This window comes from Arthrobacter sp. 9V (assembly GCF_902506065.1).
Taxonomy (GTDB): Bacteria; Actinomycetota; Actinomycetes; order Actinomycetales; family Micrococcaceae; genus Arthrobacter.
Genome location: NZ_LR732912.1, coordinates 4455515 through 4481100 on the forward strand (window position 1 = coordinate 4455515; position 25586 = coordinate 4481100).

A 25586-nucleotide genomic window follows, 5' to 3' on the forward strand; every position below is an offset into this window, starting at 1 on the left:
ACATTCTTACCCGCCGACAGAGGTTTTGGCCAGGTCTATGGGTTGATCTCAAGAGCAGGAGAACCTCCGTTGTCTCCTCATTTTTGGGATTTGTGATTTCCGGCCTGCTGATTGGCGTCCTCGTACCACTAAGAATTGATGCCGACGCCGCGGAACGGGAGCGGATTCAACGCTGCTGGGACACTCAGGTTGTAGTGCGGGAACAGGCCGGGCAGCTGAGGGACGGGTTCATCATTCAACCGACAGCCCCGATACCACGAAGTTCCGACCTCAGAACAGTCCGCCTGGCGGTGGAAAACTCGGAGTTTGCGTGTCGAGAAATACCCGCGGTAGCGGGGTTTATGGGCCAATCTGCCTCTCATCTGGACCGGCTCGAGGTTTTGCTGGGTCAAAGCGATTCGGGCGATTTCCGAACAGCGGATGATTTCCTGAAAACTCAGATCGTTGAGTCTCTTACCGAGTGGTCACAGTCAGTCATGCAGAAGTTGGGCGAACCCCGATCATTCCGCTTGTGGTAGAGAACGCGTAGAAGGCCGTAAGCCTGAAGCCGAATAAGATGTGCAGTCGCACCCAATGGCGCGGAACTCCGCCGGAGAGGACCCGGATGATTCAACTCACGAGATACGCAGAGTACTACTTGACACAATCTCCGTTTGCGGCTCAAGCAACGTAATTTGAAGAGGATGATAGAGCCCAGGCCAATGGGGAAATGGAGTGTTTCAGCAGGTCACAGGTACACCCACAAACGCGACATCCACACGTATGTTCTACCTTACGGCGCAGCAGGACGGCGAGCCACTCAGGTTCACGAATGATGTGCAAATTGCAGCACTCCGGCCGCCTGCACCATCCTGGCGACCCACCCGCGGTTGATTGCGCGACGAGCCTGGGTTGCCGGCTGGCATCAAAAGTGAATCCGCGATTGTGCCGCTTATCAGGCCTCGTTGGCGTCCCATCCGTCGTCGCTTTCCATATTTCGTAATTTCACGTCTAGAGTTGCTAACTCCGCAAGTGTCACGTTTGCGCCGTGCCCGGTCCGGGCTGTCGTGCAGAGGACGGCGATCACCTATCGTGCAACGCGAGACTCTTCGTCAGGCGCCGCGTGCCAAGGTGCTGCTGATTCAGTGGATAATCGTGGGATCACCCTCTATATCAAGGAGACGGAGCGTCCATGGGGGACTACATCTACGAGCGGTTCACGCCGGATCGATTCCAAGCCTTCTGCTCAGCGCTGCTGGTGAAAGAATATCCGGGCTACCAAGTGTTCCCCGTGGGTCAAGCTGACGGTGGCCGGGACGGTACTGCACCAGGTAAGAACAGCCAAAACTCCATCGTCATGCAGGTTAAGTTCAAACGTCAGATTAATGCTAATGAGGATTATTTCTCTTGGATTAAGAAGGCAGTGCTTGGTGAAAAGGACAATATTGACAGACTTGTGGCTCGGGGAGCAGAGGAATATCGTCTGATAACCAACGTTCCGACCACGGGAAAGGCAGATGTTGGCCTACTGGACAAGGTTAATGACTTTCTTGATGAGCATTTCGATATACCTTTTCAAGTTCTGTGGCGCGATGATCTTGATGCTCGCCTCTCTGGAAATTATGATCTCAAGTGGTTCTACTCCGAAATCTTGGCCACTCCTGACGTGGTTCGCAGCCTCTTTGAGACCGGGTTCGGGGAAGGCAATAGACGCCGGTCAAAGGCGGTAGGGGACTACATTCGTTCGCAGTACGAAACCGATGCCTTTGTGAAGTTCAAGCAGGCGGATCTGCAAGCGAGCGACCTCCTTAACTTGTTCATCGATGTTCCCGGAGACCTTCCGCCTCAGCTAAAGATGCCGCAAGCTGCACGCAGCGCCGTCTCAAAGATGCTTTTCGAAATTCTTCGAGATACGGATGATGCTGAGGATGAGCATGCTCACTGGAGCATCCAGGCATGGGCCGATCATGGCGACATCGGTTATTTTGGCGTCCCAGCGCTCCCTGCTGGAAGTTTTCTTCTGCATCCCACAGCAGCGGAGCGCTTTCCACGCGTCCTGGTCGAGGGTGCTCCCGGCCAGGGTAAGTCAACTTTGGCTCAGTATCTGTGCCAAGTCCATCGAATGCATTTCCTCGCGAGGGAAGAAGATCTCGCTCGGATTCCTGCTCCGCATCGGCTCACGCCGACTAGGATTCCCTTCAAAATTGATCTACGTGATCTTGCCTCGTGGCTGGACGGATTAGATCCTAGGAAGGTATCTACAGAAGTCGAACACGGGCTGCCCGCATCACTTGAAGCGTTCATAGCCGCCGAGGTCCGCTTCCTATCTGGCGGACAAGAGTTCTCTGTTAGCGATCTCCACGAGTTAGCCGCAACTACCCCAATTGTCATTGTGTTGGATGGCTTCGATGAGATTGCTACTCCTGATCAACGGTCAATGGTTGTTAAGGAGATTGACAAGGGCCTTCTGCGTTTGTCTGATGGTGCGCTCTCGGTGCAGGCAATTGTTACCTCACGCCCGAGCGCTATGCCGGATTCTCCAACCTTTGGACGAACTACGTGGACGACGATCGCCCTTTCATCCATAACAAATAGGCTTGCTTTGGAATATGCCGGACGCTGGGGCTCAGCTCGGAGTCTCACTCCCCAAGAACAGCAGGAGGTGACTGGAATCCTGGCTGAGAAGATAAAGGCTCCTCACTTGAGTGATCTGGCACGAAACCCGATGCAGCTCACCATCCTGCTATCACTTATTCATGTCCGAGGTCAGTCCCTTCCTGATCAGCGAACCGCCCTGTACGAGAGCTACATCGAGGTCTTCTTCAATCGCGAGGCGGAGAAGACGACGGTAGTAAGGGACAATCGTCAACTCCTCATAGATCTTCATGGTTACTTGGCGTGGAAGATGCATTCCAACGCGGAACAGTCACGCGGTGACGGACGTCTGACCGCGAGCGAATTGCAGATGCTTATCAGGGATTGGCTAACGCGGCGCGATCATCCTACAGACACCGTAGATGAACTCTTTCAGGGGATCGTTCAAAGGATCGTAGCGATCGTTAGTCGAGTTGAAGGCACTTTTGAGTTTGAAGTGCAGCCTCTACGTGAGTACTTCGCGGCGCACCATCTCTACCACACGGCCCCCTACAGCCCGCCTGGACGCCCGGAATCCGGGACTAAGCCAGAGATTTTGTCCGCTCTCATAGAGAATCCTTATTGGCAGAACGTGCTGAGATTCTTCGCCGGCTTTTATTCTGTTGGGGAGATCCCTGGCTTGGCCATTGAGCTGATTGAGCGGTTGGAAAAGGTGCGCTCAAATTCGCCGCTGTATGTACGCATGCTGAGCGTGAATCTCCTCAGTGATTGGGTCTTCCATCAGCAACCCAGCTGGACCCGCAAGGTAGTCACAGCCGCAGTAGACGAGCTCACGATTCGTGTGGGATCTGTTGGTTCTCAGGTTAGGTATGCAGATTTCTCTCTTAATCTCCCCGGCGATTGTGGAGGAAGGACTCTGGGGGAGTTTGCTTACAAATGCCTGAGCCAAGCACCGGGGTTGGGACTTGCAGGAGTAGTCCGAAAGCACATCCCGGAGCACGAACTGATAGACATGTGGCTTGATCAGGCCCGTGGTGTCGCTCCAGAAGATTTAGATGGACACCTGGCTGTAGGTAGGGCGTTGCGTGTTTTGGACAAGCTGTCGATTGATGAGATAGATGGGCTACGGGACAGCTGGCGGGAAGTAAAGGATCTCGAGCATAGACTAGTAGCTGCTGGTTGCCGGGCGGTGCTGGTGAGCTCGTCCTCCCAGTTCGCAGCAGTTGAGGAAGCCTTGAAGGGAAACATCGTATTCGCCGGTCTTGGCGGTGAATGGACGCGTTTAGCTGCTCTTCTCAGCCCTGCCTATCTGAACAACGTCCTCAGCGGCGATTTCGGTAACTCCCTCCGAGACGATCTGAAGTTGACACCCTCCGCTCGCATGGCGCCAGAATTGGCAGCCCTCCTAGATGCGCTGGAGTCCGCTCTAACAGATAATCCGTTGGTGGCAAACGATCTTGGCCCTTGGCAAGCCGCGGTGGACTTGCTTGCATCTGAAGATCAATGCGCACCATTCATGGCACATGTGATCGCAAACGTTGCGGCCGGAATCCGCTCTTCGTCGCAAAGGGGTGGTGGAGCAAGCGAACTTTTTGATGAGTCCTCCCCCCTGACCCGTCGGGTCAGATTCGCCCGAATGCGTCCCAACGGAACAGACTTCTGGAAGCGACAATTGGACGCTGCGGGGACGGAATCTCAACGTCAGGCCTGGGCTCTGCACATGAGCGTTTGGGCAGGGGAATCGATACTGGATCTCATGGGAGATCTCCAGTCTGCCCTTCATGAGATGACAGATCCACAGTTCCGCCTCGTCGCGCGGGCAGTGGCGAGCAACCCACAATCGCGTCGACTTCGAACAGCCAAGAAACAATGGCTGGGAACGACGGCGGAGGGACTGTTTAGGAGTCTTTACGTCTTTGCGCTTAGAGGGGACGAGTTCGCCCAGCAGCGGATACTGGATATGGTTCGAAAGGGAGCTGTGGTCATTCCCAAATGGACGCAGCCCATGATCATTGACTGGATGCTGCGGCCAGTGGGCCTTAACCCCAGTAAGGCTCAGTGGCGTTCGTTAGTGTCTGACTTCGAACGACTGGGATGGGTGGAGGACGGGGAACTTCCTTGGCAGTGGAACTATCAACATGAGCAGTTGTCTTGGGAGCACTTAGCGGATGCGACAGCGCGGAGGATCCTAGAGAAGCCACTGCAATTTCCTGCAAAATTCATCTACTCGGCCATATCCCATTTGAGCCGTGCTACGCCCACGCCTCGAGCTCTAGGCGAGATTGCCTCCATCGAAAATTGGGCTGCAAACTGAGTGCCAACGAGCACGCAACACCGGACGTCTTCGGGACACGATAGTCCTGCCGTCAAGGCAAAATCGAAGGTCGGCGCCGCGTTTCCCATATCGTCACGGTGTGCGCGGAAGGCACTTAGAGTCGTTACAGGTTGACATAACGTCCGCTATCTGCCTCCGTTTGCGGGGAGGGCCCGTCGTTACGATCTTGGTCCGGATTGCGGATTTGGGAGTGAATCATTATCTCGCTCAAGTCACCTAGTCCAGTCTTATTCCTAGGGCGGCGCTGCCTGGTCCGAGATCCGTTGGCCCTACAGCGATAAGACCCGCGCTGGATCGGGTTGCCGGATTGGCGGGGGCTTCGAAGGTACGCTGGGGATATGGCCGATGGGGAACCTACCGCACAGACGATCAAGCCAAAGAACAAGGGCACCTGGAAGCGCAAAAGCCTGGCCAAGCGGCAGCGGGACGCCCGGGAATGGCTTGAACGCATCGTCCCGCCCGAACGGATCACCGACGACCGCGTGGAGGAGCTGGCAGAGGTTGTCGACAGGTACCGGCCCGGGACCAAGTATCAGCTCATTGCCGACGCCATGGTCAGAAACAATGAAGTTCCTACCATCGAGAAAGTCGCCGCACGCTACGAATCCCGCAAAAACGCCTGGCTGCGCCGCAACGCTAGAACCTCTTTCTTGGAGCTTTCCCCTGCCGCTGTTGACCAGCTCACCGGGATGATCCGTGCCTCCTGGACACGTCGCGGCCATGGACCCACATGGTCGGAGATCCGCGCCGTGATGAACTGGGACCGCGCCCAAACCCGATACGCCCTTACCAGGCTCCGCGACGACGGCCTCATTTCTTTCACAACCGACAGCGGTTCCCTCACTCTGACTGGCAAAGCTGTGCGTGGCACGACCGATGCCAGGAAGTCGGCCTAAACGCTGCCTAGTTGCCATACGTGGGGAAAATCAACCAGATTTGCCCGGCACGATCTGCGGCAAAGCGACGCTGCAGCAGCTGATCCGCGACGCCGCATACCCCAGGCTTTCGGACCAATTGTCCAAAGCGCTTTGGACAATTAGCGCAGTGACCAGTGCCGGAGAACTGGACACGTCGTTGAAGCCACGATCTGAAACCTACTCGTCCGTGATTCCAGGGTCACCCACGGTTCCTTGCTCCAGCGCAGCGGTGATGGCTGCGGGGGAGGGGAGTGCTTCGCGTTCCTTGGCCGGGAGCGTTTCGTAGGTGTAGGAGGTGACGGCGATGGGCTGGGAGGAACCGTCCAGGGCGTAACGGACCGTTGGTTCGTGCTTCGACCCGCACACCAGGATCCCAACGGCGGGCGCCATGCCGGGAAACTTCACAAGGTCATTGACTGCGGCAACGTAGAAGTTCAATTGCCCTAGATGCTCTGGCCGGAACTTGCCGGCCTTTAGTTCCACAACGACGAACCGGTTTGTGGGCACGTGCACCAGCAGTAGGTCGATGTAGAAGTCCTCACCCTCGACGTCCAGATGATACTGGCGGCCATAGAACGCGAAGCCTCGGCCGAACTCAGCCAAGGTTTGGGTCATGCGTTGGGTCATGGCCTCTTCTATGGCCAGTTCCTCGGCCTCACTGGTCAGCCCGAGGAAGTCCAGAACCAACGGGTCCTTGGCGACGTTCTGGGCCAATTCGGCGCCATCGGCCAGAAGACGAGCCTCAAGATTGTTTGGTGCGGCTCCTATCCTCCTGTGCAGGCCTGTGGCGATCTGGTGTTCAAGGACGGTGAGTTTCCACTTCTGCTCAATGGCCATGCCGGCGTACCAGTCACGGACTTCTGGGTCCTTCAGCTTGAGCAGCTCGATGATGTGGCCCCAGGCCAGCGCACTGATCCGCTCCCGTGTGTCTGGATCAGTAAAGTCCCAAGCGGCCGCGAAGGAGCGCATGTAGAACAAATTGGATCGGGAGAACCCGCGCATATTCGGGAACGAAGCCTTCATGTCAGAGGCGAGGCGTTGCAGGATCTTCGAACCCCATGGTTCTTGGGCTTGGCGCTGAAGGATCGTAGCTCCGATGGCCCAGTACATTTCCACCATCGCCGTGCTGGCTGCTTGCTGGGCGCGCAGTTGAGCTGTTGTCACCAGTTCCTTCAATGAGGCCAGTGTTCCGCTGTATCCGTTGGGCAGCTCCGGTTCGATCATCGACACGCAACAACACTACCGGGAACCCTGAAAACGGCCGACAGCTCAATTGTCCAAACCACTTTGGACAATTGCGACGTTGACCAGCGACAGCGTCCGCTCGGGTCTCAGACCGACGACGGCTATGCTGCAGGTTCCACTGGACGCCGGGGCAGATGTGTGACGGAGAGTTTCCCATGTCAGGCGACGGTTGGGCGAGCAATTGTGCAGCGGATGCAATAATCGCTGGTTTACTTGACATAATCTCCGTTATCGGTGTTTAAAGCACGGGAGTAGAAGTAGCTGCGAGAACTCCCGTCCCGCGACGTATCCAACGTTTGCGCAGGTCAGAACGCATTGACGAGGAAGAAAGTGTTCTCGGCTCGGACTTGAATTTGCGCCCGGATCCCTTGCACCTGTAGGTTTCCTGCATCTAATGCATGTTTCCATGGTTTAGGGGTCGTTGTGAGTGGTTTGATCAGCGAACTGGGCAGCGACGCCCAAGTAGGCTTTCATGGCCACCAAAACCTGAGCTTCGGTGTTGCGAACTCCGTCTACGCCGCACGCGCCGGGGCCAAGCAAATCGACGGCACCCTGCTCGCCCTCGGGGCAGGAGCCGGCAACTCCCCCACCGAAGTACTGGCCGCTGCCTTCGAACGCCTGGATATCAAGACCGGCGTCGACGTCCATGGCGTGATGGCGGCGGCCGAAGACGTGGTGAAACCCATCATCACCCGCATGCCCATCATGGACCGCGCCTCGATCATGCAGGGCTACGCCGGCGTTTACTCATCCTTCCTCATTCACGCTGAACGGGCTTCCGAGCGCTACGGGGTGCCTGCTTGGCAGATCCTTGAGGAGATTGGCAAGGCGGGATATGTCGGAGGACAGGAAGACATGATCGTCGACGTTGCCTTGCAATTGGCTTCCGGGGTACGTGTGGCGTAGTACCCAATTCAATCACGGCAGGCCGTGATATGTTCACGGGCTGCCCCGGTTATTTCCCCTAGTGGACGCCTTTTACCGCGGTTCGGCGCAGCTAATTTACACTACCGGTGTACTGCCGAATTTTAGGGCAATGGCGACAGCTACAAGCGGCAGGGCGACGACCAACACAATCGGCCTTAGTCCGCGCGGATGACCCATATTTCACCACAATGCTCGGGTCAGACGGTAAGCTGGCCGGCCTAAATTCATTTACACCCCAACTTGACGCCCCTCGGCCGGACCTTGAATTCCTTTCAGGACAAGTGCGAGGAACTCAACCTATCTTGCAGTCGGGTGGGAACTTCCTCTGCCAACGAGGCGACTGCAAACAGGTCGTGTAATTCGGCAAAACCAGACATACGTCAATCCCGACCGCACACAACGGTCGACCTCGTAAAGGAGCACTTGTGTCCTACAACGCGCAAGAACCGGAATTCAGCGCTGCCTTCTCAATAACGGGCTGCGTCTTGTTCCCAAGCCCGGTGCTTCCTCTTGCGCTTGAAGTCCTCGCTTCGGAGGAGCCCCAAAGCAAAGACGAGAAACTTAACCGTGCCATCTGCCGGCTCATACCGGCCGCTCTTGAGCGTAAGCAGGGAATCCTGATCATACAAAGCGATTATGGCAAGTACACCGTTCGCGTTGACCCCGAAGTGCCATGTGGCACAACTAGGGAGTCCCCGTACCGTCATGAAGCAGCTGGTAGCGAAGAAGTCCCATTCAACTGATGAGAAGGGAGACGCGCTTCAATGCAGCGAGTGGGAAGGGAAACGAACCTGAGCCTGATGAAGACAACCGCTCCCCCTGTCTCAGGCCTCGATCGCCGCAATTCCAGTCGAAAAGTGGCGGTGGTTGTCCTCGGAGTGATGTATCCAAGTGTCCTCCCACAGTTTGGTGAAGCTAACAACCAGCTTGACCTGGTACCTCTACCGCTTGGTGTGGGCGCTGGCAAGCAAAACCAGCAGGTTGTCTTTTATGACCCGCTGTCGCCCAGTAAGAACGGCGAAGAGATTCCCTTGGCCACGACGTGGTCTAAGGAAGTCTAGGAGAGATGGCCAAATAGGTCGTGCAGAGGCCCGGAAAGCTGTTGCCCGCGATCTGGCTCTGCTGTCGTTAGGAAAACGCAGGTAGTTGCTACACCTCGCCAGCTGCTTTGAGTCACCCGTACCCGAAGAAGGAAGCAAGAAAGCCTTCATGAAGCAAGCGTCTTTCGAAACTTCCATTGAAACGAACTCGAGCCGGTGACGCAATTGAGTGTTCGATGACGACCTGAGTCTTCGATTACTCTACGTGCATTTACTAGGCTTCAGATCAAAGCATAATTCGGCTAGCTCTCCTATGAACGAGGTGCTCGAATTTCCGCCGTGAAAACGGTTGGCAGGGCTGTACTATCCGCTGCGAACATTTAACCCAGCCGTATCGATAACCCTCCTTGCCCCTGGTTTCAAAGCGCTACAGTCCTTCACAGTGAGGCACACCCCAACCTGACGTCGGGGGCGCCTGGCCAAGCAGGCCGCCTGTACGTGGCGCTCTGATCGTCTACTCAGACACTTGCTGACCCGCAGAGGTAACGTCGCAGCCCCTGCACAAAGCAATTCCTATTGAATCCCGGCTATCGTTCATTAGTTCTCCTGTAAGTAGTGGAATAGTGGTTCGGCACGGTCGCTATGCCCGTGTGGGTACTCTTGCGCGCAGATTCGTTTTAAAGTTGCTGCCGGTTTCCCGGTCAAGCAGCGGGGTCAGGCCTCCGGTATGCAATGCATAGTTGGCCCCGAGGATCACAAATATGCAGTTGGACCTGCGCGCCGATGAATTGCAGGAGCCGCAGGGATGTCATCGGCAGCCCCACCGTGTCCAGGGCGTGGTCCACAGTAAAGGGGCAATCCGTCATCGCTGCTGGACTTCGTTAAAGTGCCCCGCGGTACGTTAGCCTGTCGGGACGCCTCATGTTGCTAGTGCGAAATGGCGGTTGCTTCGATCTCGACGAGCACGTCGGGCTCGAACAGATACTCGGCGCCGATCAGCCACGTCCAGTGCGGTTCCACCGGAACTATTCAACTTCCTCGATGGCCGGTTGCCGGCGATCGAAGACCAATCCACCCGGCACCTGCAAGGTCGGCATGATTTCGAGCATTCCGATGTTGACATGGCGGGGCGTATCAATGGCGTAGTCCAAGGCGTTGACCATATCGTCAGTGGTCAGCGACTCATAGCCTTCGTAGTATGTCTTCCAGGCTTCTTTCATGGCCTCGGGAGTGCCGCCCATGTTCCGTCCAAAGATTTCGGTTTCCACCCGGCCAGGGCAAATCTCCGTTACCCGGATCCGCCTGCCGACGGTGTCGTTCCTGAGCTGCCGGGAGATTTGGTGGACGGCGGCCTTCGTGGCGTGGTACACGGTGTGGCCGTAGAAGTTGTAGATGCCGGCGATGGAGCTGATGTTGACCACGTGGCCAAGGTCCCGGGAGACCATGCCGGGCAGGACCAGCCGTGTGAGTTGCAGAAGGCCGCGGAGGTTCACGTCCACTAGTTCGTCGATATCGTGCTCGGACGAGTCCAGGATATTTCCGGTTCGGGATACACCGGCACAGTTGACGAGCACGTCGACATCGAGTTCCTCGACGTGCTCAGTCAGCTGCCGAGTGTTGGTCAGGTCGACGACGTGGGGTACGGCGCCCGTGCGCTGGGCAAGGTCAGCCAGGCGTTCCTCGTTACGGGCCAAAGCGTGTACGGTCAGGCCTCTCTTGGCCAGCCTCTCCACAATGGCGGCCCCCATCCCGGCGGAAGCCCCGGTGACGAGGGCGGTGGTGTAGTCAGAAAAGGACATAGGTTCTCCAAGCGTGGGAGTCGTGCGGCAGAAGTGCCGGATAGCCAGATTGGGCGGGAAGCCGTGGCTGCGATTTCAATATCGAACAGGCACGCCGAGACTTTCTACGTCCAGGACTTGACCGTAGACGCCTGAAGAGGTAACGCCTCCTCGCGTACATAAAAAGGGAACGCTCTGCCACTCCTGCCAATGTGCTTGTCGTGGACTGTCTGCTTGGCCGTGGACCCGGCCTGGCATGACCGAAAGCACGATCGTACTGTCACGCACGGCCCGGGGACTGACTGCGGATGAGATCGCTAACGCAACAGTTCGGGGATCGCATGAAACGGGCCGCTCGCCAGCTCTGACCGCTAGCACCCGGTCCGTCCGATCTCCAGCATCGCCGTCGTGGCATCACCTCCTGCCTACCTTCCGGAGGAAATCGCGAACGACTTCATTGAATTCGCGTGGGTTTTCTAACATCGGGTAGTGTCCAGTGCCCGGCAATCGTGCGATCCGACTACCAACGATGCGGGAGCGAGTCTGCTCGACCTGCTCGTCCGTGACGAGCCAGTCGTCCTCGCCGCGCACGAGGAGCACCGGCGCCGTAATGTTGTCCATCACTGCTCGTTCGTCGAACGAACCGTACGCGGTGAGGTCGGCCTTCATCACGTCGGTGGTGCTCCGGCTGATCTGCCAAACCACCTCGCTAAGCCGGTTCTCGGGAGTACGCTGGCCCGACAGAGACCGCGCCCAGCCGTTCAGCAGCTGGTGTCCGTCGGTGGCGAACATGTCCAGCACGAAATCAGGGAAACGGGGTGTGTAGTCGGCGCCCTCGGCAGAGACGATCGCGGGATACGCCTCGGGGTTGCGTGCGGCGAGGAGGAGCACCTCGTTCCCTGCGAACGAGCAGCCGAGCAGGGCAGGCTCCTCGAGCCCGAGGGTGCGGATGAACGCCTCAGTGAAATCGGCCTGCTGGCTGGTCTCGGTGAAAAGACCCTCGGCTGGCGGGGACGATTTGCCGTGCCCGGGAGCATCGAAGGCGATCACCCGGAATTCGTCGGAAAGCTCGGTGAGAACATGCCGGTACATCAGTGTGTCCTGCGCCGCTGCGTGTAGGCACAGGAGTACCGGCCCGTCACCGGCCTGCTCGTAGTAGGTGCGGACGCCGTCGACCAGCGCGTAGCGGCCGACGACGTCGGCCGTCACCTCGAGGGGGTCAGGGGATCGCGGTGCGTCGTCACTCCGCGAGCCGCGTGGCGCCTCGCTCAGTGCTTCGAACAGTAGCCAGAAGGTGTTTGAGTTGCGCATCGCCGTCACTACATCGCCCGAGATCACGAGTTCGCCCAGCCCCGGAGTGGTCGCCCTGAACCAGTCCGTGCGACCTTCGATGAGCGCCTCCCATTCCGATCGGGGGCCCGAGAGGGTGACGGTGTCGCCGCGCGGAGCTGCAGAGCCGACCGCAGCGATCCGACCGCCGCGCACTTCGAAGACGACAGCCCCGGTCCCCCATTCGAACCGGATGCGCCCGTCGAAGTACCTTGAGGCCAGACGCCAGCGGGAGTCGGCATTAACGCGCTCGGCCAGTGCCGCCCACCATTCGTCGCTAAGCGGGACTGCTGCAGGCGATGTGAACGTCTCGATCATCGCGGATCCAGGAACTGCAGCACCAGTGGAACGACCAGCTCGGGCAGCTCGAGGATGGGGCTGTGACCGTGCTTGTGACGCAGCAAGCGCGCATCCGGAATCCCGTCGAAAAGCTCGTCGGACCATGCCGGGGGGCGCCCGAGATCTTCGGTGCCGGACACAATGAGCGCCGGGGCCTTGATCGACGGCAGCAGATCGACGCAGCCCTCGCGCTCGAACACGCCGCGCACGGCGTGCACAAGATCAGGCGAGAGCTCGGCGATCCTGCTTCGCCATGTTTCGCGGATGTCGAGACGATCGCTGTCCACGAGCGTGCTGGCGCCAAACATGATGGTCATAACGATGTCGACGATCTCGGGCGTGAACCCCTCGCGCTGAATTCGGTCCGGGAGCGTCGCGAACTCGCCGAGGTCCTCCTGTGACTGCGCCCGGGCCGAGGAGCCCAGGAGCACGATCTTCTCGATCGCCGCGGGGCGCCGGGCCGCGATGCGAATCGCCACGTCACCGCCCATGGACTGGCCGACCAGCGAGAAGCGCTCGAGGCCGAGCTCATCGATCGTCCTGAGGACGTCATCGGTCACCTGGTCCATCGTCACCGTCTGCCTCACATCGTGCACGCGTGACACCTGGCCGAGCAGTTCGGGGGCGATCACTTCGATACGCCCATCGCCCGCTGAGGCCAGGCCGTCGAACATACGCGGGTCGAGAAAGAGGGAGTGGAGACAGACGACCGGTGCGGGTGTGTGGTTTGTCATCGAAGAACGTCCTTGTCATTCGTAGTTGTGAGTCCCGGAGGGGCTGCGATTCGACAATAGCCACTGAAATAAGTGATGTCAATATATGATTTTCATTGCAAATAATGAAGCTCAATGTGATTCCGGATTCACGGATCGAGAGATATTCGTTGATCCTTCCACTCGCCTTCGCGCTTGAACCCGCTGTTTGTGGCCGCCGAACGGGCGGCGGATTCGAGACCCCATCGGTTGATCCCGAGCATGCCGGCGTCCCGGTCAGTCATACGCATCATGCATGCCATGTTGCCTGCGTAGACGTAGGCGGTGAGACCGAACTCGGTGTTGTTCGCGATCGCCGCAGCCACGTTCTCCTCGCGGAATGTCACGACAGGAGAAACTGGGCAAGATCTCCTCGCACAGCACGCAGCGCCGCGACGTACGACGACGAGGACCGGTTGGGTTGTAAGAGTGGCCTGGCCGGCGGGGAACGGTTCCGCATGCGAGCACACGAGTACCCCTACCCCGGGCATCACCGACGAGTGCAGCGATCTTGCTCCGGCTGTCCTCGTCGATCAGGGGCCCACGATCGACCTGGCATCGCTCCCCGCAGCCGCACACATTCGGCCATGGGCCGGACCAGTTCGCGCGTGAACGCTTCGGTAATGTCCGCCTGAAGGATGAACCGATTCCGTGTGGCAACACGACAAACGGCGCGTTACCGCCGAGCTTCATTGAGGTAGGCAGCCCCCTGGGGGCCGCACGGGACACCAAATGGCGGCGTACGGCCATCGAGCCGGTGAAGAGCTTTCTGGACCAGCCATCGTCGCACATCGGTCGGACTCCCGCCGGGATGAGTGATCTGAATGACGTTCAGCACGCCGGATGGCAGCCTGCCTCCAGCAGAATGGTAGCGAAGTCCGGGGCAATGGGCAGAGTTCCGCGTACTTCAGCACCATCGTGCAGCCTGCAGCGACCACCGGGGCAATCTGGCGTGTCGCCACCGCCAGTTGGAAATTTTACAGGGTGACCAATAGGCAGAGGCCGACGGACCTGCCGCCAACGGTCCGCAGAGATCGGCCAGCGGGCGCGAGCCCGTAACGCCCGCGATCCCGTCAGCCTCTACCGAAAACCACGGCAGGAATTCTGCGTCGTAAGCGACCTCGCGGGGCCTCGGCGAGGGGTTTGCTCGAGCGTGATTAGCCGGCGAGCTGTTCACCGCGACCGACCGCGAATTCGAAGGCGCGGCCGCCAAATGCAGCGACCACATCATCCGCCACAGGCTATGCTCTCCTCTGTCGCGGGGTCGCGCACGGCGAGGGTTGCATCCACAAGGACGGTCGCCAGCTCCCAACGATGAGTAGCCCGGTCTCGACCCGGTCGAGCGGCCCCGGTCGGCTCACCATCAGGCTGTCAGAGCGGTGCCAAGGAGGGCGGTCGCATCAGCTGCTACAGCCCGCACGCACTCAACGTAGTGGTCCTGCATTCGCTCCATGCGCGTGGTCGGGGTTACGATCCCAATCGCTCCGTATATGCGCCCTCGGGCATCGAAGATCGGGCCACCGATGCTGGAGATCCCGATGTCCGAGCCCTGCTCGTCCATCGACCAACCGCGCTTGCGGGTCTGGTCGAGATCGTAGCCGAGGCGATCCAGCAGCGATTCTGCCTCCGAGGCTGACAGGCCCTCGACGACGTCCGCCAGCATCGCCGCTCGGGCTTCGTCGTCCAAATGGGCGAGCACCGCCTTGCCCGATGAGCGAAGATGCTCGTTGCCGGACTGCCCGACGAACAGCCCACTCACCCGCAGTTGCTGCGATCCCTCGACAAGCACCTTAAGGACGACGCGTTTGCCGTCCAGCACTGAGAGGTACGCGGTCTCAGAGGTCTTCGACGCCAATGTGTCCACCAGTGCCTTCAGGCTATCGTCGATGTCGATCTTTTGCTGGTAGGAGCGGAAGAGCACCCCCACCTGCTCGCCCAGCGAGAGGGTGAGGTTGTCATAGCGCTTGATGTAGCCCCGGGCGACCAGGGTGCGGAGCAGATGATAGCAGGTCGTGATGTTCAAGCTCAGCGCATCCGCCACCTTCTGCACCGTGGGCGGCTCGTCGCTCGACGCGACGAACTCGAGGAACGAGAGCGAGCGTTCCACCGTTTGAAGGGTAGGTTGCTTTGAGGCGTTCGAAACAGGTTTCACATTATGAAATTATCATGAGATGCCCACCTTGCGGGAGCGCGTAAAGGTTGAGGCGGTCGGCGCGTTCGCCCCAAGCCTTCACGTGCGCGCATGCGGGTCGACGATAAAGTCGAGAACCCTGAGGCGGTCGGAGGCGAGCGTTACGTGATCACAGTCCGTAGGATCCTCGCTGGCAAGACCTTTGGAATCAGGTGGCCAGCATTGCTCTCGACGAGTTCACTATCTCGCGTACCTACCACGGACCCATGGACGATTCGCAGTTCACCGGCGTCTGGAGTCAGCCCGCCTGCCCAATGACAAGCAGTTCCCGCTGTTCTTTAGACCCGACACCCGGTTGGTGCCCGCTCAGTCACCGTGGTGCCGTAAAAGCGGGCCTTCGGGTTTGGCAACTTAGGCCGCTACGCTCCCCGCAAGGAGTTCCGCCACACTGGTCCGGCACAATCCCGTGAGATCAACTATTGAAATCAATTGCAGCATTTGATAGCTTGGTCACCTTAGCGAGCCACGGGCGCCTTTCTTGCCGCAGTGATCTGCATCGCTAATCTGCACACTCACAGGAGGCAACAAAGATGTTTTCTCGAAAGAAACTCATGGCAGCCGCGGTAGTCGCTGCTGCCTTGGGCCTCACCGGCTGTAGCAGCAGCTCTCCGGCTGATGAAGCCTCAAAAAAAGATGGCGCATATTCGATCGGGTTGGTCTCCTTCTCGCAGGCCAACTCCACGAGCAACAACATTTTGGTGGGTTTCCAGGAAGTCGCCGATAAAAAGGGTTGGAATACAACGCTGGTCGACGCGCAGGGCGCCCCGGACAAGGCCATCGCCGCCATTCAAAACCTTGTCGCGAAGAAGGTCGATGCCATCTTCTACACAGTGTTCCCGGCCAATGCCATGGCGGCCGGCGTCTTGTCGGCTAAGGCTGCGGGCATCCCCGTCCTGACGGCGGGCGGAGGACTCTCGGACGGAGTACAGGCGACCTGGGACTTCGGCTACGCCCAGGGAGTGGCCAGCGCTAAGGAGGTCCTGAACGACCTGCAGTCGGGAGGCAACCTGCTCGCGCTCGGCTACGACCTAGGTGGACCATGCGGCGGCCGCGGTCAGGCGATGAAGGAGGCGACCGCAAACACGGACATCGATTTAACTTTCCAACAGGTCACGATTCCGGGCCAGGTACAGAGCGGCCAGCAATATGCCCAGGCTTGGCTGGCGGCGCACCCGGCCAACTCGGGACCGAATGTCATATGGTCTTGTTTTGATGAGCCTGCGCAAGGAGTGATCGCGGCTGTGAAAGCGGCCGGCCGCACAGATGTCACGATTCACGGACTAGACGGCCCAGCAGTGAATCTGCGGGCAGTGCAGGACGGCAGCCAGACCAGCACCGTTTGGATTGACGCAACGGGAGCGGGGCGAATCGCTGCAGAGGCGATTCCCGAGGTTCTGGAGAACGGGGTCGACGGCGTCAAGACCATAGATAAAGTCGCACCGTTCACCGTGGTCACCAAGGACAACATCAAGGCGTTCGTGTCCCAGCATCCGGAAGCCCTTAAGGACTAAACACGAACGGCGGCGCCGCCTCAGCCCGGCACATCTTGGCGGCGTCGCTGGATCTTCAACAGATCCGGTGTCAGACCGATGTCATCCTACCCGGCGCCGGGGCCAGGAAATCGAACGTCCCCGACCTGGGGCGAACCCCAAGCACGGCGATTGCAGCAACGGAACGTGCCTGCCCATTGCGGTGCAGACCCACGCGCAGTGGAGAGGCCGGAGCTTGACGCAGTTCGGGCGTTCCCAGCAGAGGTTTTGAACCGGTAACCGTCGACTTGCACCCAATGATGAAGGCTTGCTGAGTGTGTGGGCACACCTGCTGAATGAAAAGGTTGAAATGGAAATTGCACTTAGAACCGTGCGTCCCCGCTACGCTCCCTGTCATCGCGGCGAGGGGAATTGTGAAAAGTTATGCAGGTGTGCCCGCACTAAGCAGGGCAAGCCTGGAACTGCAGGCTGGCACTGTGCATGCACTCGTTGGCGCGAATGGCGCGGGAAAGTCCACCTTCGTCAAAATTCTCGCAGGCCTTGTGCATCCTGACGCGGGTGAGATTCAAATTGATGGCGATGTGGTTTCCATTGATTCACCGTCAGTGTCCGCAAGTCTCGGCCTCAGCTTTATCCACCAGGAGCTCAATCTTGTACCGGGCTTCACCGTCCTGCAGAACATGGCAATGGGCTACTCTTTGCCGACAACGGCGGGCCTGGTTCGATGGTCCTCCGTACGTGGGCGTGCCAAAGAAGTGTTGGACCGCTTCGGGGCGCGCCTTCCGATGGACACTGACGTTAGCCAACTCTCGGTCAGTGATCGGTGGATGGTCTCGCTGGGACGTTCGCTGATGCGGGATGCCAGGGTTATCGCAATGGACGAACCCACCGCATCGTTCACGGCCGCCGAGGCAGAAAAACTGTATGAGGTTATCCACGCGCTGACCGGCAGCGGAGTCGCAGTCCTCTATATCTCCCATCGACTGGATGAAGTGCTCGCGCTATCGGATGAGATAACCGTCTTCCGCAACGGAAGTGTCGTTGGCAGACACGAGAAGGGGGATGTGAACCGTGCCGAGCTTACTGAATCCATCGTCGGTCGGGAAGTGCTCGCTATGCACACCTTCCGACGCCCGGCGGCCGCTTCAGAGGACGCATCCGAACCCGTCCTCGCGCTTCACGACGTTAAGGTTGGAAGCCGGGTTACGGGTGCCTCCGTCGAGATTCGTCAGGGCGAGATCCTCGGTCTCGCCGGCCTTGTTGGTTCCGGCAGGACAGAGCTGGCTCGTGCAATCGCCGGAGCGGACGCGATCTCCGGGGGAAATATGGAACTGAACGGGCATCCATACTCGCCCCGATCACCTCGCCACTCCATCCAGCAAGGGGTTGTACTCGTTCCTGAAGAGCGACGGTCCGAGGCGCTTTTTCTTGAGGAATCCATTGACTTCAACATCAATCTTGCAACCCTCGACGAGAACAGACTGGCGCCCTGGCTTCCGATTCTTAGCGCTTCCCGAGCCAGTAATGCGGCGGACGCATATGTGCAGGAACTATCCATCAAAAGCTCCTCCACCCGCCAGAACGTAGCCCACCTTAGCGGCGGAAACCAACAAAAAGTAATCCTCGCAAGATTCCTGCGGACCAAGCCCCGCCTTCTCATCCTCGACGAACCGACCGTTGGCGTCGACGTCGGAGCCCGGGCTGAGATTTACGAACTAGTCCGTGCCCTCACACAAGACGGAACATCCGTCCTCATGATTTCAAGCGACTTCGAGGAACTCGAGATCTGCGACCGCGTGGCCGTCATGCGTGAAGGCCGCATAGCGACCGTCGTCGACGGGGAAAAAGCAACCGTCGATACCCTAACAACACTTTGCTACAGCCCGGAGGAATGAAATGACCACCGCCACAACATCGAACAAAGAGTTTGCTGTGCCCAAACTTGACATATGGCAAATCTTTGCAAGATACGGGGCGATCGCGCTCCTGGTTGTTTTGATCATTGTGTTCTCGTTGACGCTACCTGCGTTTCCGACATGGAGTAACGCGGTCAATGTACTTGATCAGATCGCGCTCCCAGCCATTGTCGCCATGGGGCTGACAGTCGTCCTTGCAGCCGGAGAATTCGATCTCAGCATCGGGTATCAGACCAGTCTTGCCGGCGTTCTCTGCGTTGGACTCATGCAGAAACAGGGGCTCGGCATCCCGCTCGCCCTGCTGATCACGGTCGCGGCAATTGCGGCTATCGGCCTCTTGAACGGGGTTCTCGTCGCACATTTCAAGATCAATTCCCTAGTCGCTACCTTGGGCGTAGGAACGATCGTAGTCGGATTGAGCTTTGCCTACACCAAAGGGATACCGATTAGTCTCAGCGACCCCACCGCCTTCGTCGGGCTCTCCCTCGGCCGCTTTCTCGGTCTACCGATCCCGATATATCTGATGGTCGGCGTCGGCGTTGCGCTTTGGATCGTCCTCAACCGAACCCCTGTCGGGCATGCAATCCAGGCCGTCGGTGGAAATGCGGAGGCGGCACGGCTCTCCGGCATTCGAATCAAGGGGATCCGGGTCTTCGTCTATGTCATTGCTTCACTGAGTTGTGCAATTGCCGGATTCTACCTCGCATCACGAACAGGCGGCGGCTCCACCAACGCCGGCGACGGTTTCCTCCTAAGCGCATTTGCGGCGGCATTCTTCGGGTCGGCAATTCTAAGGGACGGGAAATTCCACATTGTCGGCACCCTCATTGGAGTGCTCACAGTCGGAGTGGCCTTCAATGCCATGTCCATTGCTGGTTCGGACACCTCCCTCCAGTATCTGTTTCAAGGCGTGCTGCTTATCGTCGGTGTAGGAGTCGGGGTCCTCGCCCGACGCCGAAGCGTCACCCGCTAACGCCGACTGCCTGCCATGCACCAGCGTTCCGCGCAGGTGCACGAATGACACAGAATCTCCCAACCAACCGGATGACAATCCTATGAATGAACAAGGAACGTAGGCCATGACAAAGGTTTCCACCGTCACAGGTGAGGTAGACACCTCCTCGCTCGGACGCACACTCGTGCATGAGCACATCTTCGTCCTTGGGGAAGAATACCGTGAGAATTATCAGCGGGACTGGGACGAAGGCGCAATGATTGCCAAGGCGGTTGCTGACCTCACCGAGCTGAAAGAGCTCGGCATCGACACCATCATGGACCCCACAGTCCTCGGTCTTGGAAGGTACCTACCCAGGATCAAGACGATCGCCCAACAAGTAGAACTGAACATCATTGCCGCGACAGGTCTCTACACCTTCAACGACGTTCCGATGCAGTTTCACTACACCGGCCCAGGCCTGATGTTTGACGTACCTGAACCGCTCACGGATTTGTTCGTTCGAGACATCACTGAGGGGATCGCGGACACAGGGGTTCGTGCGGGCTTTCTCAAGTGTGCAATCGATGAGCCGGGACTCACCCCTGGCGTAGAACGAGTAATGCGGGCGACCGCACGCGCCAGCGTCCAAACGGGCGCACCAATCACCGTCCACACGAACGCCTCCACCCGATCTGGCCTGATTGCGCAACGCGTTTTGATGGAGGAAGGTGTCGACCTCTCCAAGGTCATCATCGGCCATTCAGGTGACTCAACAGATATCGAATACCTTACGCGCCTCGCAGACTCTGGGTCCCTGCTCGGGATGGATCGGTTCGGCCTCGACAGTTTCCTGTCGTTGGCGGACCGCGTCGACACTGTCGTGGAACTAATCAACCGCGGATACGTGGACAACATTGTCCTTTCGCACGATGCATCATGCTTTATCGACTTCTTTGACCCCCACCTCAAACAACAACTCGTCCCGAACTGGAACTATCGACACATCAGTGAGGACGTGATCCCGGCGCTACTGACGAAGGGGGTCTCCGCAGCCGATATCGACCTGATGCTCGTCGCGAACCCCCGGCGGCACTTCGAATGACCGTATATCGCAACAGCCACAGACGGCCGGAAACGCGCCACCCTGCCATCACACTTCCCTGATATACCGCTGCTGCCGCACCGCCACATCAAGGAAGGCCGACAGTGAACTCCGTAAGGTTCGACCGGCTTCCAACGATTTACTCGCGATCTGTGGGCGAAACCCGGGCCCCGCATGCCTGTTGGACCTGTTGCAGACCCGGGGACAACGATATCGCGCGGATTTCACGCCACTCGAATAGGCGGATCCGCCAGCGGCGTCCACAGCCCACCTACTTCCTGAACAGAAAGGTCAATGATGACTTCAACAACACCAAACTTCGAAACGGCCTCCGCGCCGCCCCCTATCACGCAGCCGAGACCCCGCTTGCGGTCCCTGGGAGCCAGCGCCCTCGGCAACCTCCTTGAGTGGTTCGACTGGACGATCTACGCAGTCTTTTCGCCATTCATCGCAAAGGCGCTTTTCGATCCAGCGGATCCGGCTTCGGCGCTTCTAGCTACCCTCGGCATCTTCGCCGTCGGCTTTGTTTTTCGACCGCTCGGAGGAATCATTTTTGGGCGCCTCGCCGACCTTTATGGTAGGCGGCGCACAATGATCACAACAATGCTGCTGATGGCAGCAGGCAGCCTGATCATTGCACTGGTCCCCAGCTACGCGATGATCGGCGGTTTTGCTTCGCTCATCGTTCTTATTGCAAGGCTGTTGCAGGGTCTGGCCCACGGTGGCGAATCGATCGCTTCATACGCCTATGTATCGGAGATCGCCCCACCCGCACACCGCGGCCTTTGGTCGAGCACCGTCTTCTTCTGTGTAGCTGTCGGCGGCCTGCTGGCAACCTTATCCGGCGCCCTCATCACTTCGAACGTGAGCCCGGAGGACGCCGGCGACTGGGGCTGGAGAATTCCTTTCCTTATCGGTGCCCTTCTGGCGGTCGTTACGCTATTCCTTCGCCGCGGAATGATGGAAAGTGAGATCTACGAAGAACAAGTCGAAAAGCGCGCAGCCGAAGCCGCCGACCCGAGCAAGCCAAGCGACAGGTTGAGGCCCGCAAAGCTCATGGCTGTCGGAGTGAAACTCTTTCTTTATGAGGCCGGCACGACAGTCGTCTACTACACGTGGACGTCGTTTGCTGCTGTCTTCGCGATCACCCACCACCACATGAACCCCGCTGATGCCTTCCTCGCCAGCGTCTTCGCCCAGCTCATCTACATCGCCTCTATTCCTGGCGCCGGTTGGCTATCTGACAAGATCGGTCGAAAGGCCGTCACGTTCATCTTCTTCGGCGGCTTCGCCGTGCTCACATTCCCCTTGATGAGCATGATCACCGATCAACCTTGGACGCTATTCGTGGCACAGGGCGTCGCCTTAGTGCTGGTGAGCTTCGTCGCAGGTTCACAGCCTGCCGTCATCTCAGAGCAAGTACCGAACCGCTATCGCACAAGGATGCTCGGATTTTTCATTTCCCTGTCCGTCGCCATCTTCGGAGGAACAGCACCATACCTCAACTCCTTGCTTTACAGCGTCGACGCCGGCTGGATTTTCAACTCCTACGTGATTCTTATGTGCCTGATCGGCATCGGGGTCGTTGCAACCTGGCGCGAGACTAAAGGAATGGACCTCCGTGATGTCTGAACTGGATACACGGCAACGTCCCGAAAACCATAAGGGACACCCTCAGGATCGCCCTGTTGCGGTCGTGACCGGGGGACGACAGGGCTTGGGACTTGCAGCGGCGCAGGCGTTGGCGCATGAAGGTTTTGACCTCGTGATTGTTGACCTCCAGCCCGACGATGATGGCGTGGCGGGCATCCGGAACCTGCTGAGGGAAGCCGGCGCCGCGACCGCCTATGTGCAGGCCGATATTTCCGACATCGACTCGTTCAAGGAACTGGTCGATGTGATCTGGAAAGCGTTCGGCCGAGTCGACTGCCTCGTGGACAACGCCGGTATCGCCGCGAGACCCCTCACCGATGTTCTCGACCTGACTGCCGAGGCCTTCGACCGCGTCATGCAAATCAACCTGCGCGGAACCTTTTTCCTAACCCAGGCAATCGCCAACCGGATGATCTCACTGCCCGACGCGGGCAACTATCGTTCCATCATCGTGGTTACGTCCATCTCCGCAGAACTTGTCTCGCTCGGGCGCGCGCAATATTGCATTTCGAAGGCTGCCTTGTCGATGGTGTCCAAACTCTTCGCGGTGCGCCTTGCCAGCGAGAACATTTTCGTACACGAAGTGCGGCCCGGGTTCATAGAGACGGCCATGACAGCATCGGCGGGCGCACCAGCTCTTGACCAGTGGATCACATCGGGCCGAGTTCCGGTGCCTCGATGGGGCCAGCCCGGTGACGTGGGTCAGGCTATCGCTACGCTCGCATCCGGCCGCTTGCCCTATCTCACCGGCCAGCCGATATGGGTTGCAGGTGGCTTGAACATTCCTCTTTCCCCGTAGTTGCAGCGATCATTAAAGAAGGAAGAACCATGTCTATTCAGCTGCCCCCCATTCCGAACGTCCCGCCCGGTGAGCGCGGACGCGAATTCATCCAACTTTGCTTCGTCGTCAAAGATTTAGCCGAGGCGATGACGTTCTTCTCCTCAACCTTTGGCGCGGGGCCGTGGTTCCTGGGGCCCGAGCCTTCTGATCAGTCGGAGCATTTTGTGTATAGGGGCAAACCGACGCCTCTCGGTGCGCGCATCGCTTTGGGCTATGCCGGGGAGATGATGTACGAACTCGTCTGCCCACAGCCCGGTTCCCGGTCGATCTTCGCAGAATGGGCCGCCGAGCGTGGGTATGGACTGCACCATTTTGGATTCGCGGTACGCGACTTTGATGCCACCGTCAATGCACTCCACAAAGCAGGACGGGAAGTGCTGTTCAGCGGAGAAACTCCACGCGGCGCTCGAATCCTCATGGTGGGCGGCGCGGAGCCGCTCGGTGCGCTCGAGGAGTTCATCGAAATCACCCCGGCCGGCGAATTCTTCTATTCCTTCATGAAAAGCCAGGCCGCAGCCTGGAATCACTCAGAACTTGTATACACCGGTCCCCCGCCAATGCCGGAGCAAGAGTCGGCCCCGGCCCATACAGTACAGACCAGCAAAGGAGATGCGATGGAGATCCACTCGCTCAGCACTACCAAGAGCCGTGTCCGATGAACGGCCTCGGGGAGCTCCTTCCGGCCCTGGCTCTCCGGTTTCCGGAGAAGCTCGCGCTCGTCACGAACACGCGGGAACTGTCCTTCCGGGAACTAGATACGGCGTCCACCAATTTGGCTGCCGCCCTCCATGATGCCGGCGTCGCCACGGGAGACCGCGTGATGCTGTTCTCGGAGAACCGCTGGGAATGGGTGGTTTCCTATCACGCAATCCTCAAAGCCGGGGCTGTTGTCAACCCAGTCAGCGTGATGCTGACCCCTTCAGAGGTGGACTTCATCGTGAAGGACGCCGGCGTCAGTGCGCTCCTAGCCTCGGGAGAGCGTCTTCATTCACTCGGCAATCTGCAGGCGTCAACACCATCCTTGCGACTGGTGCTGTCCTTGGACGGTGCAAACGATCACGGGGCAAGCTTTCACGAATTAATCGAACAACCGGCGGAGCATTTCGAACAGGCTGTGGTCGACCCCGAGAGCCTTGCCTGCATTGCTTACACCTCAGGCACCACTGGGCGCCCCAAGGGCGCCATGCAGTCTCAGCGTTCGCTCCTGCTGAACTGTTCCTACACGGCTTCGATGCACGTACGCTCAAGCGCCGACACAGTCGTCACGGCTCTGCCCTGCCCTCATGTTTATGGCAATGTCGCCATCAATGCAACCCTGCTGGCGGGCGGTACCGTCGTGCTCATGGAACGCTTCGATGCTGCCGAGGCGCTCCGGCTCATCGGCGCCTGGAACGCCACAATGTTTGAGGGTGTTCCGACGGTGTACGCGATGTTCTTGACCACACCCGAGCTTCCTGCAGCCGACCTCAGTTCACTGACCCGATGCACGGTTGGAGGACAGACCATATCTACCGCGGTGATCGATGCCTGGGAAGCAGTGAGCGGTGCTCCTCTGATCGAGTTGTGGGGGATGACGGAAATCGCAGGGTTAGGCACCACACACGCACTTTACGCACCCAATGAGCGAGGCTCGATCGGGGTAGCGCTGCCCGGCACGGAGTTAAGGGTTGCGAGCCTAGAGGATCCACGTGTGACGGTGCCGGACGGGCAGGCGGGGGAGTTGATGATCAGGGGCCCTCTTCTCATGCAGGGATACTTCAACAATCCCAAAGCCACAGCCGAGACGATCGACGCCGACGGCTGGCTGCATACCGGTGACATTGCCACCCGCAACGCGGTTGGTCAATTCTTCGTGATCGATCGGCTGAAGGATATGATCCTAACCGGCGGCTACAACGTGTACCCCGCCGAGATCGAGCGCGTCATGATCGAACACGACTCCGTGGGTCTGGTCGCGGTCGGCAGCGAACCCGATGCGCTCAAGGGCGAGGTAGCACACGCCTACATCGTTCTCGCCCCGGGTCACAGGGGTGATGCCAAGCAACTTCTTGAGTTCGCAAGAGGACGTCTCGCTGCGTACAAAGTGCCGAGGGCGATTCACTTCGTCGATACGCTGCCAACGACATCAAGCGGCAAGCTTACGCGGCGCAACCTCCGTGGGCTCCAGCCAAACGAATCCTCGCCGGCTGGAGCTTGATGCTGTGCACTGGGATAATGAGC

The 25586-nt window shown here is 58.8% G+C and carries 20 protein-coding genes; 13 read left to right on the forward strand and 7 right to left on the reverse strand.

All coding sequences use genetic code 11. The features are described 5' to 3' along the window. The first annotated feature begins 1171 nt into the window (after nucleotides 1–1171). Nucleotides 1172–4888, forward strand: coding sequence for an NACHT domain-containing protein (locus tag BACI9J_RS20510; protein ID WP_159735986.1), 3717 nt, complete (start codon nucleotides 1172–1174; stop codon nucleotides 4886–4888). 359 nt (nucleotides 4889–5247) lie between these two features. Further along, nucleotides 5248–5805: a hypothetical protein gene (locus tag BACI9J_RS20515; protein WP_159735987.1), complete on the forward strand. Its 558-nt coding sequence runs from the start codon at nucleotides 5248–5250 to the stop codon at nucleotides 5803–5805. A 198-nt stretch (nucleotides 5806–6003) separates the two neighbouring features. Here BACI9J_RS20515 and BACI9J_RS20520 read toward each other — a convergent pair whose 3' ends face one another. Beyond that, a complete protein-coding gene (locus tag BACI9J_RS20520) occupies nucleotides 6004–7050 on the reverse strand; it encodes a PDDEXK nuclease domain-containing protein (protein WP_442858662.1) in 1047 nt (348 codons plus the stop codon). Nucleotides 7051–7494: 444 nt separating this feature from the next. Here BACI9J_RS20520 and BACI9J_RS20525 point away from each other — a divergent pair, with 444 nt between their 5' ends. The 3 genes from BACI9J_RS20525 (at nucleotide 7495) to BACI9J_RS20535 (ending at nucleotide 9059) form a co-directional block, all read left to right on the forward strand. Further along, a complete protein-coding gene (locus BACI9J_RS20525; RefSeq protein WP_236558793.1) occupies nucleotides 7495–7977 on the forward strand; it encodes a hypothetical protein in 483 nt (160 codons plus the stop codon). 446 nt (nucleotides 7978–8423) lie between these two features. Beyond that, nucleotides 8424–8741 carry a hypothetical protein gene (locus tag BACI9J_RS20530; protein ID WP_159735989.1) on the forward strand — a complete coding sequence of 106 codons (318 nt, stop codon included), beginning with the start codon at nucleotides 8424–8426 and terminating at the stop codon, nucleotides 8739–8741. A gap of 57 nt (nucleotides 8742–8798) precedes the next feature. After that, on the forward strand, nucleotides 8799–9059 hold the full coding sequence (locus BACI9J_RS20535; RefSeq protein ID WP_159735990.1) for a hypothetical protein: 261 nt from the start codon (nucleotides 8799–8801) through the stop codon (nucleotides 9057–9059). A gap of 1004 nt (nucleotides 9060–10063) precedes the next feature. Here BACI9J_RS20535 and BACI9J_RS20540 read toward each other — a convergent pair. The 6 genes from BACI9J_RS20540 to BACI9J_RS20560 all read right to left on the reverse strand — a co-directional run bounded on the left by BACI9J_RS20540 (nucleotide 10064) and on the right by BACI9J_RS20560 (nucleotide 15343). Continuing rightward, entirely contained in the window at nucleotides 10064–10837 is a 774-nt protein-coding gene (locus BACI9J_RS20540) for an SDR family oxidoreductase (RefSeq protein ID WP_159735991.1), read from the reverse strand. Between the two features lie 393 nt (nucleotides 10838–11230). After that, nucleotides 11231–12463, reverse strand: a complete 1233-nt coding sequence (locus BACI9J_RS20545; RefSeq protein WP_159735992.1) for an alpha/beta fold hydrolase — start codon at nucleotides 12461–12463, stop codon at nucleotides 11231–11233. Next, on the reverse strand, nucleotides 12460–13218 hold the full coding sequence (locus tag BACI9J_RS20550; protein ID WP_159735993.1) for an alpha/beta fold hydrolase: 759 nt from the start codon (nucleotides 13216–13218) through the stop codon (nucleotides 12460–12462). The genes BACI9J_RS20545 and BACI9J_RS20550 overlap by 4 nt, the downstream gene beginning before the upstream one ends. A gap of 128 nt (nucleotides 13219–13346) precedes the next feature. Then, a complete protein-coding gene (locus BACI9J_RS24670) occupies nucleotides 13347–13727 on the reverse strand; it encodes an aldehyde dehydrogenase family protein (RefSeq protein WP_268892002.1) in 381 nt (126 codons plus the stop codon). Between the two features lie 198 nt (nucleotides 13728–13925). Beyond that, a complete protein-coding gene (locus BACI9J_RS24795) occupies nucleotides 13926–14204 on the reverse strand; it encodes a hypothetical protein (RefSeq protein ID WP_442858663.1) in 279 nt (92 codons plus the stop codon). A 395-nt stretch (nucleotides 14205–14599) separates the two neighbouring features. Further along, entirely contained in the window at nucleotides 14600–15343 is a 744-nt protein-coding gene (locus tag BACI9J_RS20560; protein ID WP_159735995.1) for an IclR family transcriptional regulator, read from the reverse strand. 662 nt (nucleotides 15344–16005) lie between these two features. Here BACI9J_RS20560 and BACI9J_RS20565 point away from each other — a divergent pair. The 8 genes from BACI9J_RS20565 to BACI9J_RS20600 all read left to right on the forward strand — a co-directional run bounded on the left by BACI9J_RS20565 (nucleotide 16006) and on the right by BACI9J_RS20600 (nucleotide 25563). Further along, a complete protein-coding gene (locus BACI9J_RS20565; RefSeq protein WP_159735996.1) occupies nucleotides 16006–16938 on the forward strand; it encodes a sugar ABC transporter substrate-binding protein in 933 nt (310 codons plus the stop codon). Between the two features lie 314 nt (nucleotides 16939–17252). Further along, nucleotides 17253–18812 (forward strand): sugar ABC transporter ATP-binding protein, encoded by a 1560-nt coding sequence (locus BACI9J_RS20570; protein WP_268891984.1) that lies wholly within the window; start codon nucleotides 17253–17255, stop codon nucleotides 18810–18812. A 1-nt stretch (nucleotide 18813) separates the two neighbouring features. After that, a complete protein-coding gene (locus BACI9J_RS20575; protein ID WP_159735998.1) occupies nucleotides 18814–19806 on the forward strand; it encodes an ABC transporter permease in 993 nt (330 codons plus the stop codon). A 106-nt stretch (nucleotides 19807–19912) separates the two neighbouring features. Further along, nucleotides 19913–20872 (forward strand): phosphotriesterase family protein, encoded by a 960-nt coding sequence (locus tag BACI9J_RS20580; RefSeq protein ID WP_159735999.1) that lies wholly within the window; start codon nucleotides 19913–19915, stop codon nucleotides 20870–20872. A gap of 297 nt (nucleotides 20873–21169) precedes the next feature. Continuing rightward, nucleotides 21170–22504 carry an MFS transporter gene (locus BACI9J_RS20585; protein ID WP_159736582.1) on the forward strand — a complete coding sequence of 445 codons (1335 nt, stop codon included), beginning with the start codon at nucleotides 21170–21172 and terminating at the stop codon, nucleotides 22502–22504. Continuing rightward, entirely contained in the window at nucleotides 22497–23324 is an 828-nt protein-coding gene (locus tag BACI9J_RS20590) for a 3-ketoacyl-ACP reductase (RefSeq protein WP_159736000.1), read from the forward strand. The genes BACI9J_RS20585 and BACI9J_RS20590 overlap by 8 nt, the downstream gene beginning before the upstream one ends. A gap of 29 nt (nucleotides 23325–23353) precedes the next feature. Next, complete coding sequence (locus tag BACI9J_RS20595) at nucleotides 23354–24025, forward strand: VOC family protein (RefSeq protein WP_159736001.1); 672 nt, start codon at nucleotides 23354–23356, stop codon at nucleotides 24023–24025. Further along, entirely contained in the window at nucleotides 24022–25563 is a 1542-nt protein-coding gene (locus BACI9J_RS20600; protein ID WP_159736002.1) for a class I adenylate-forming enzyme family protein, read from the forward strand. Before BACI9J_RS20595 ends, BACI9J_RS20600 begins: the two co-directional genes overlap by 4 nt. Nucleotides 25564–25586 lie beyond the last annotated feature (23 nt).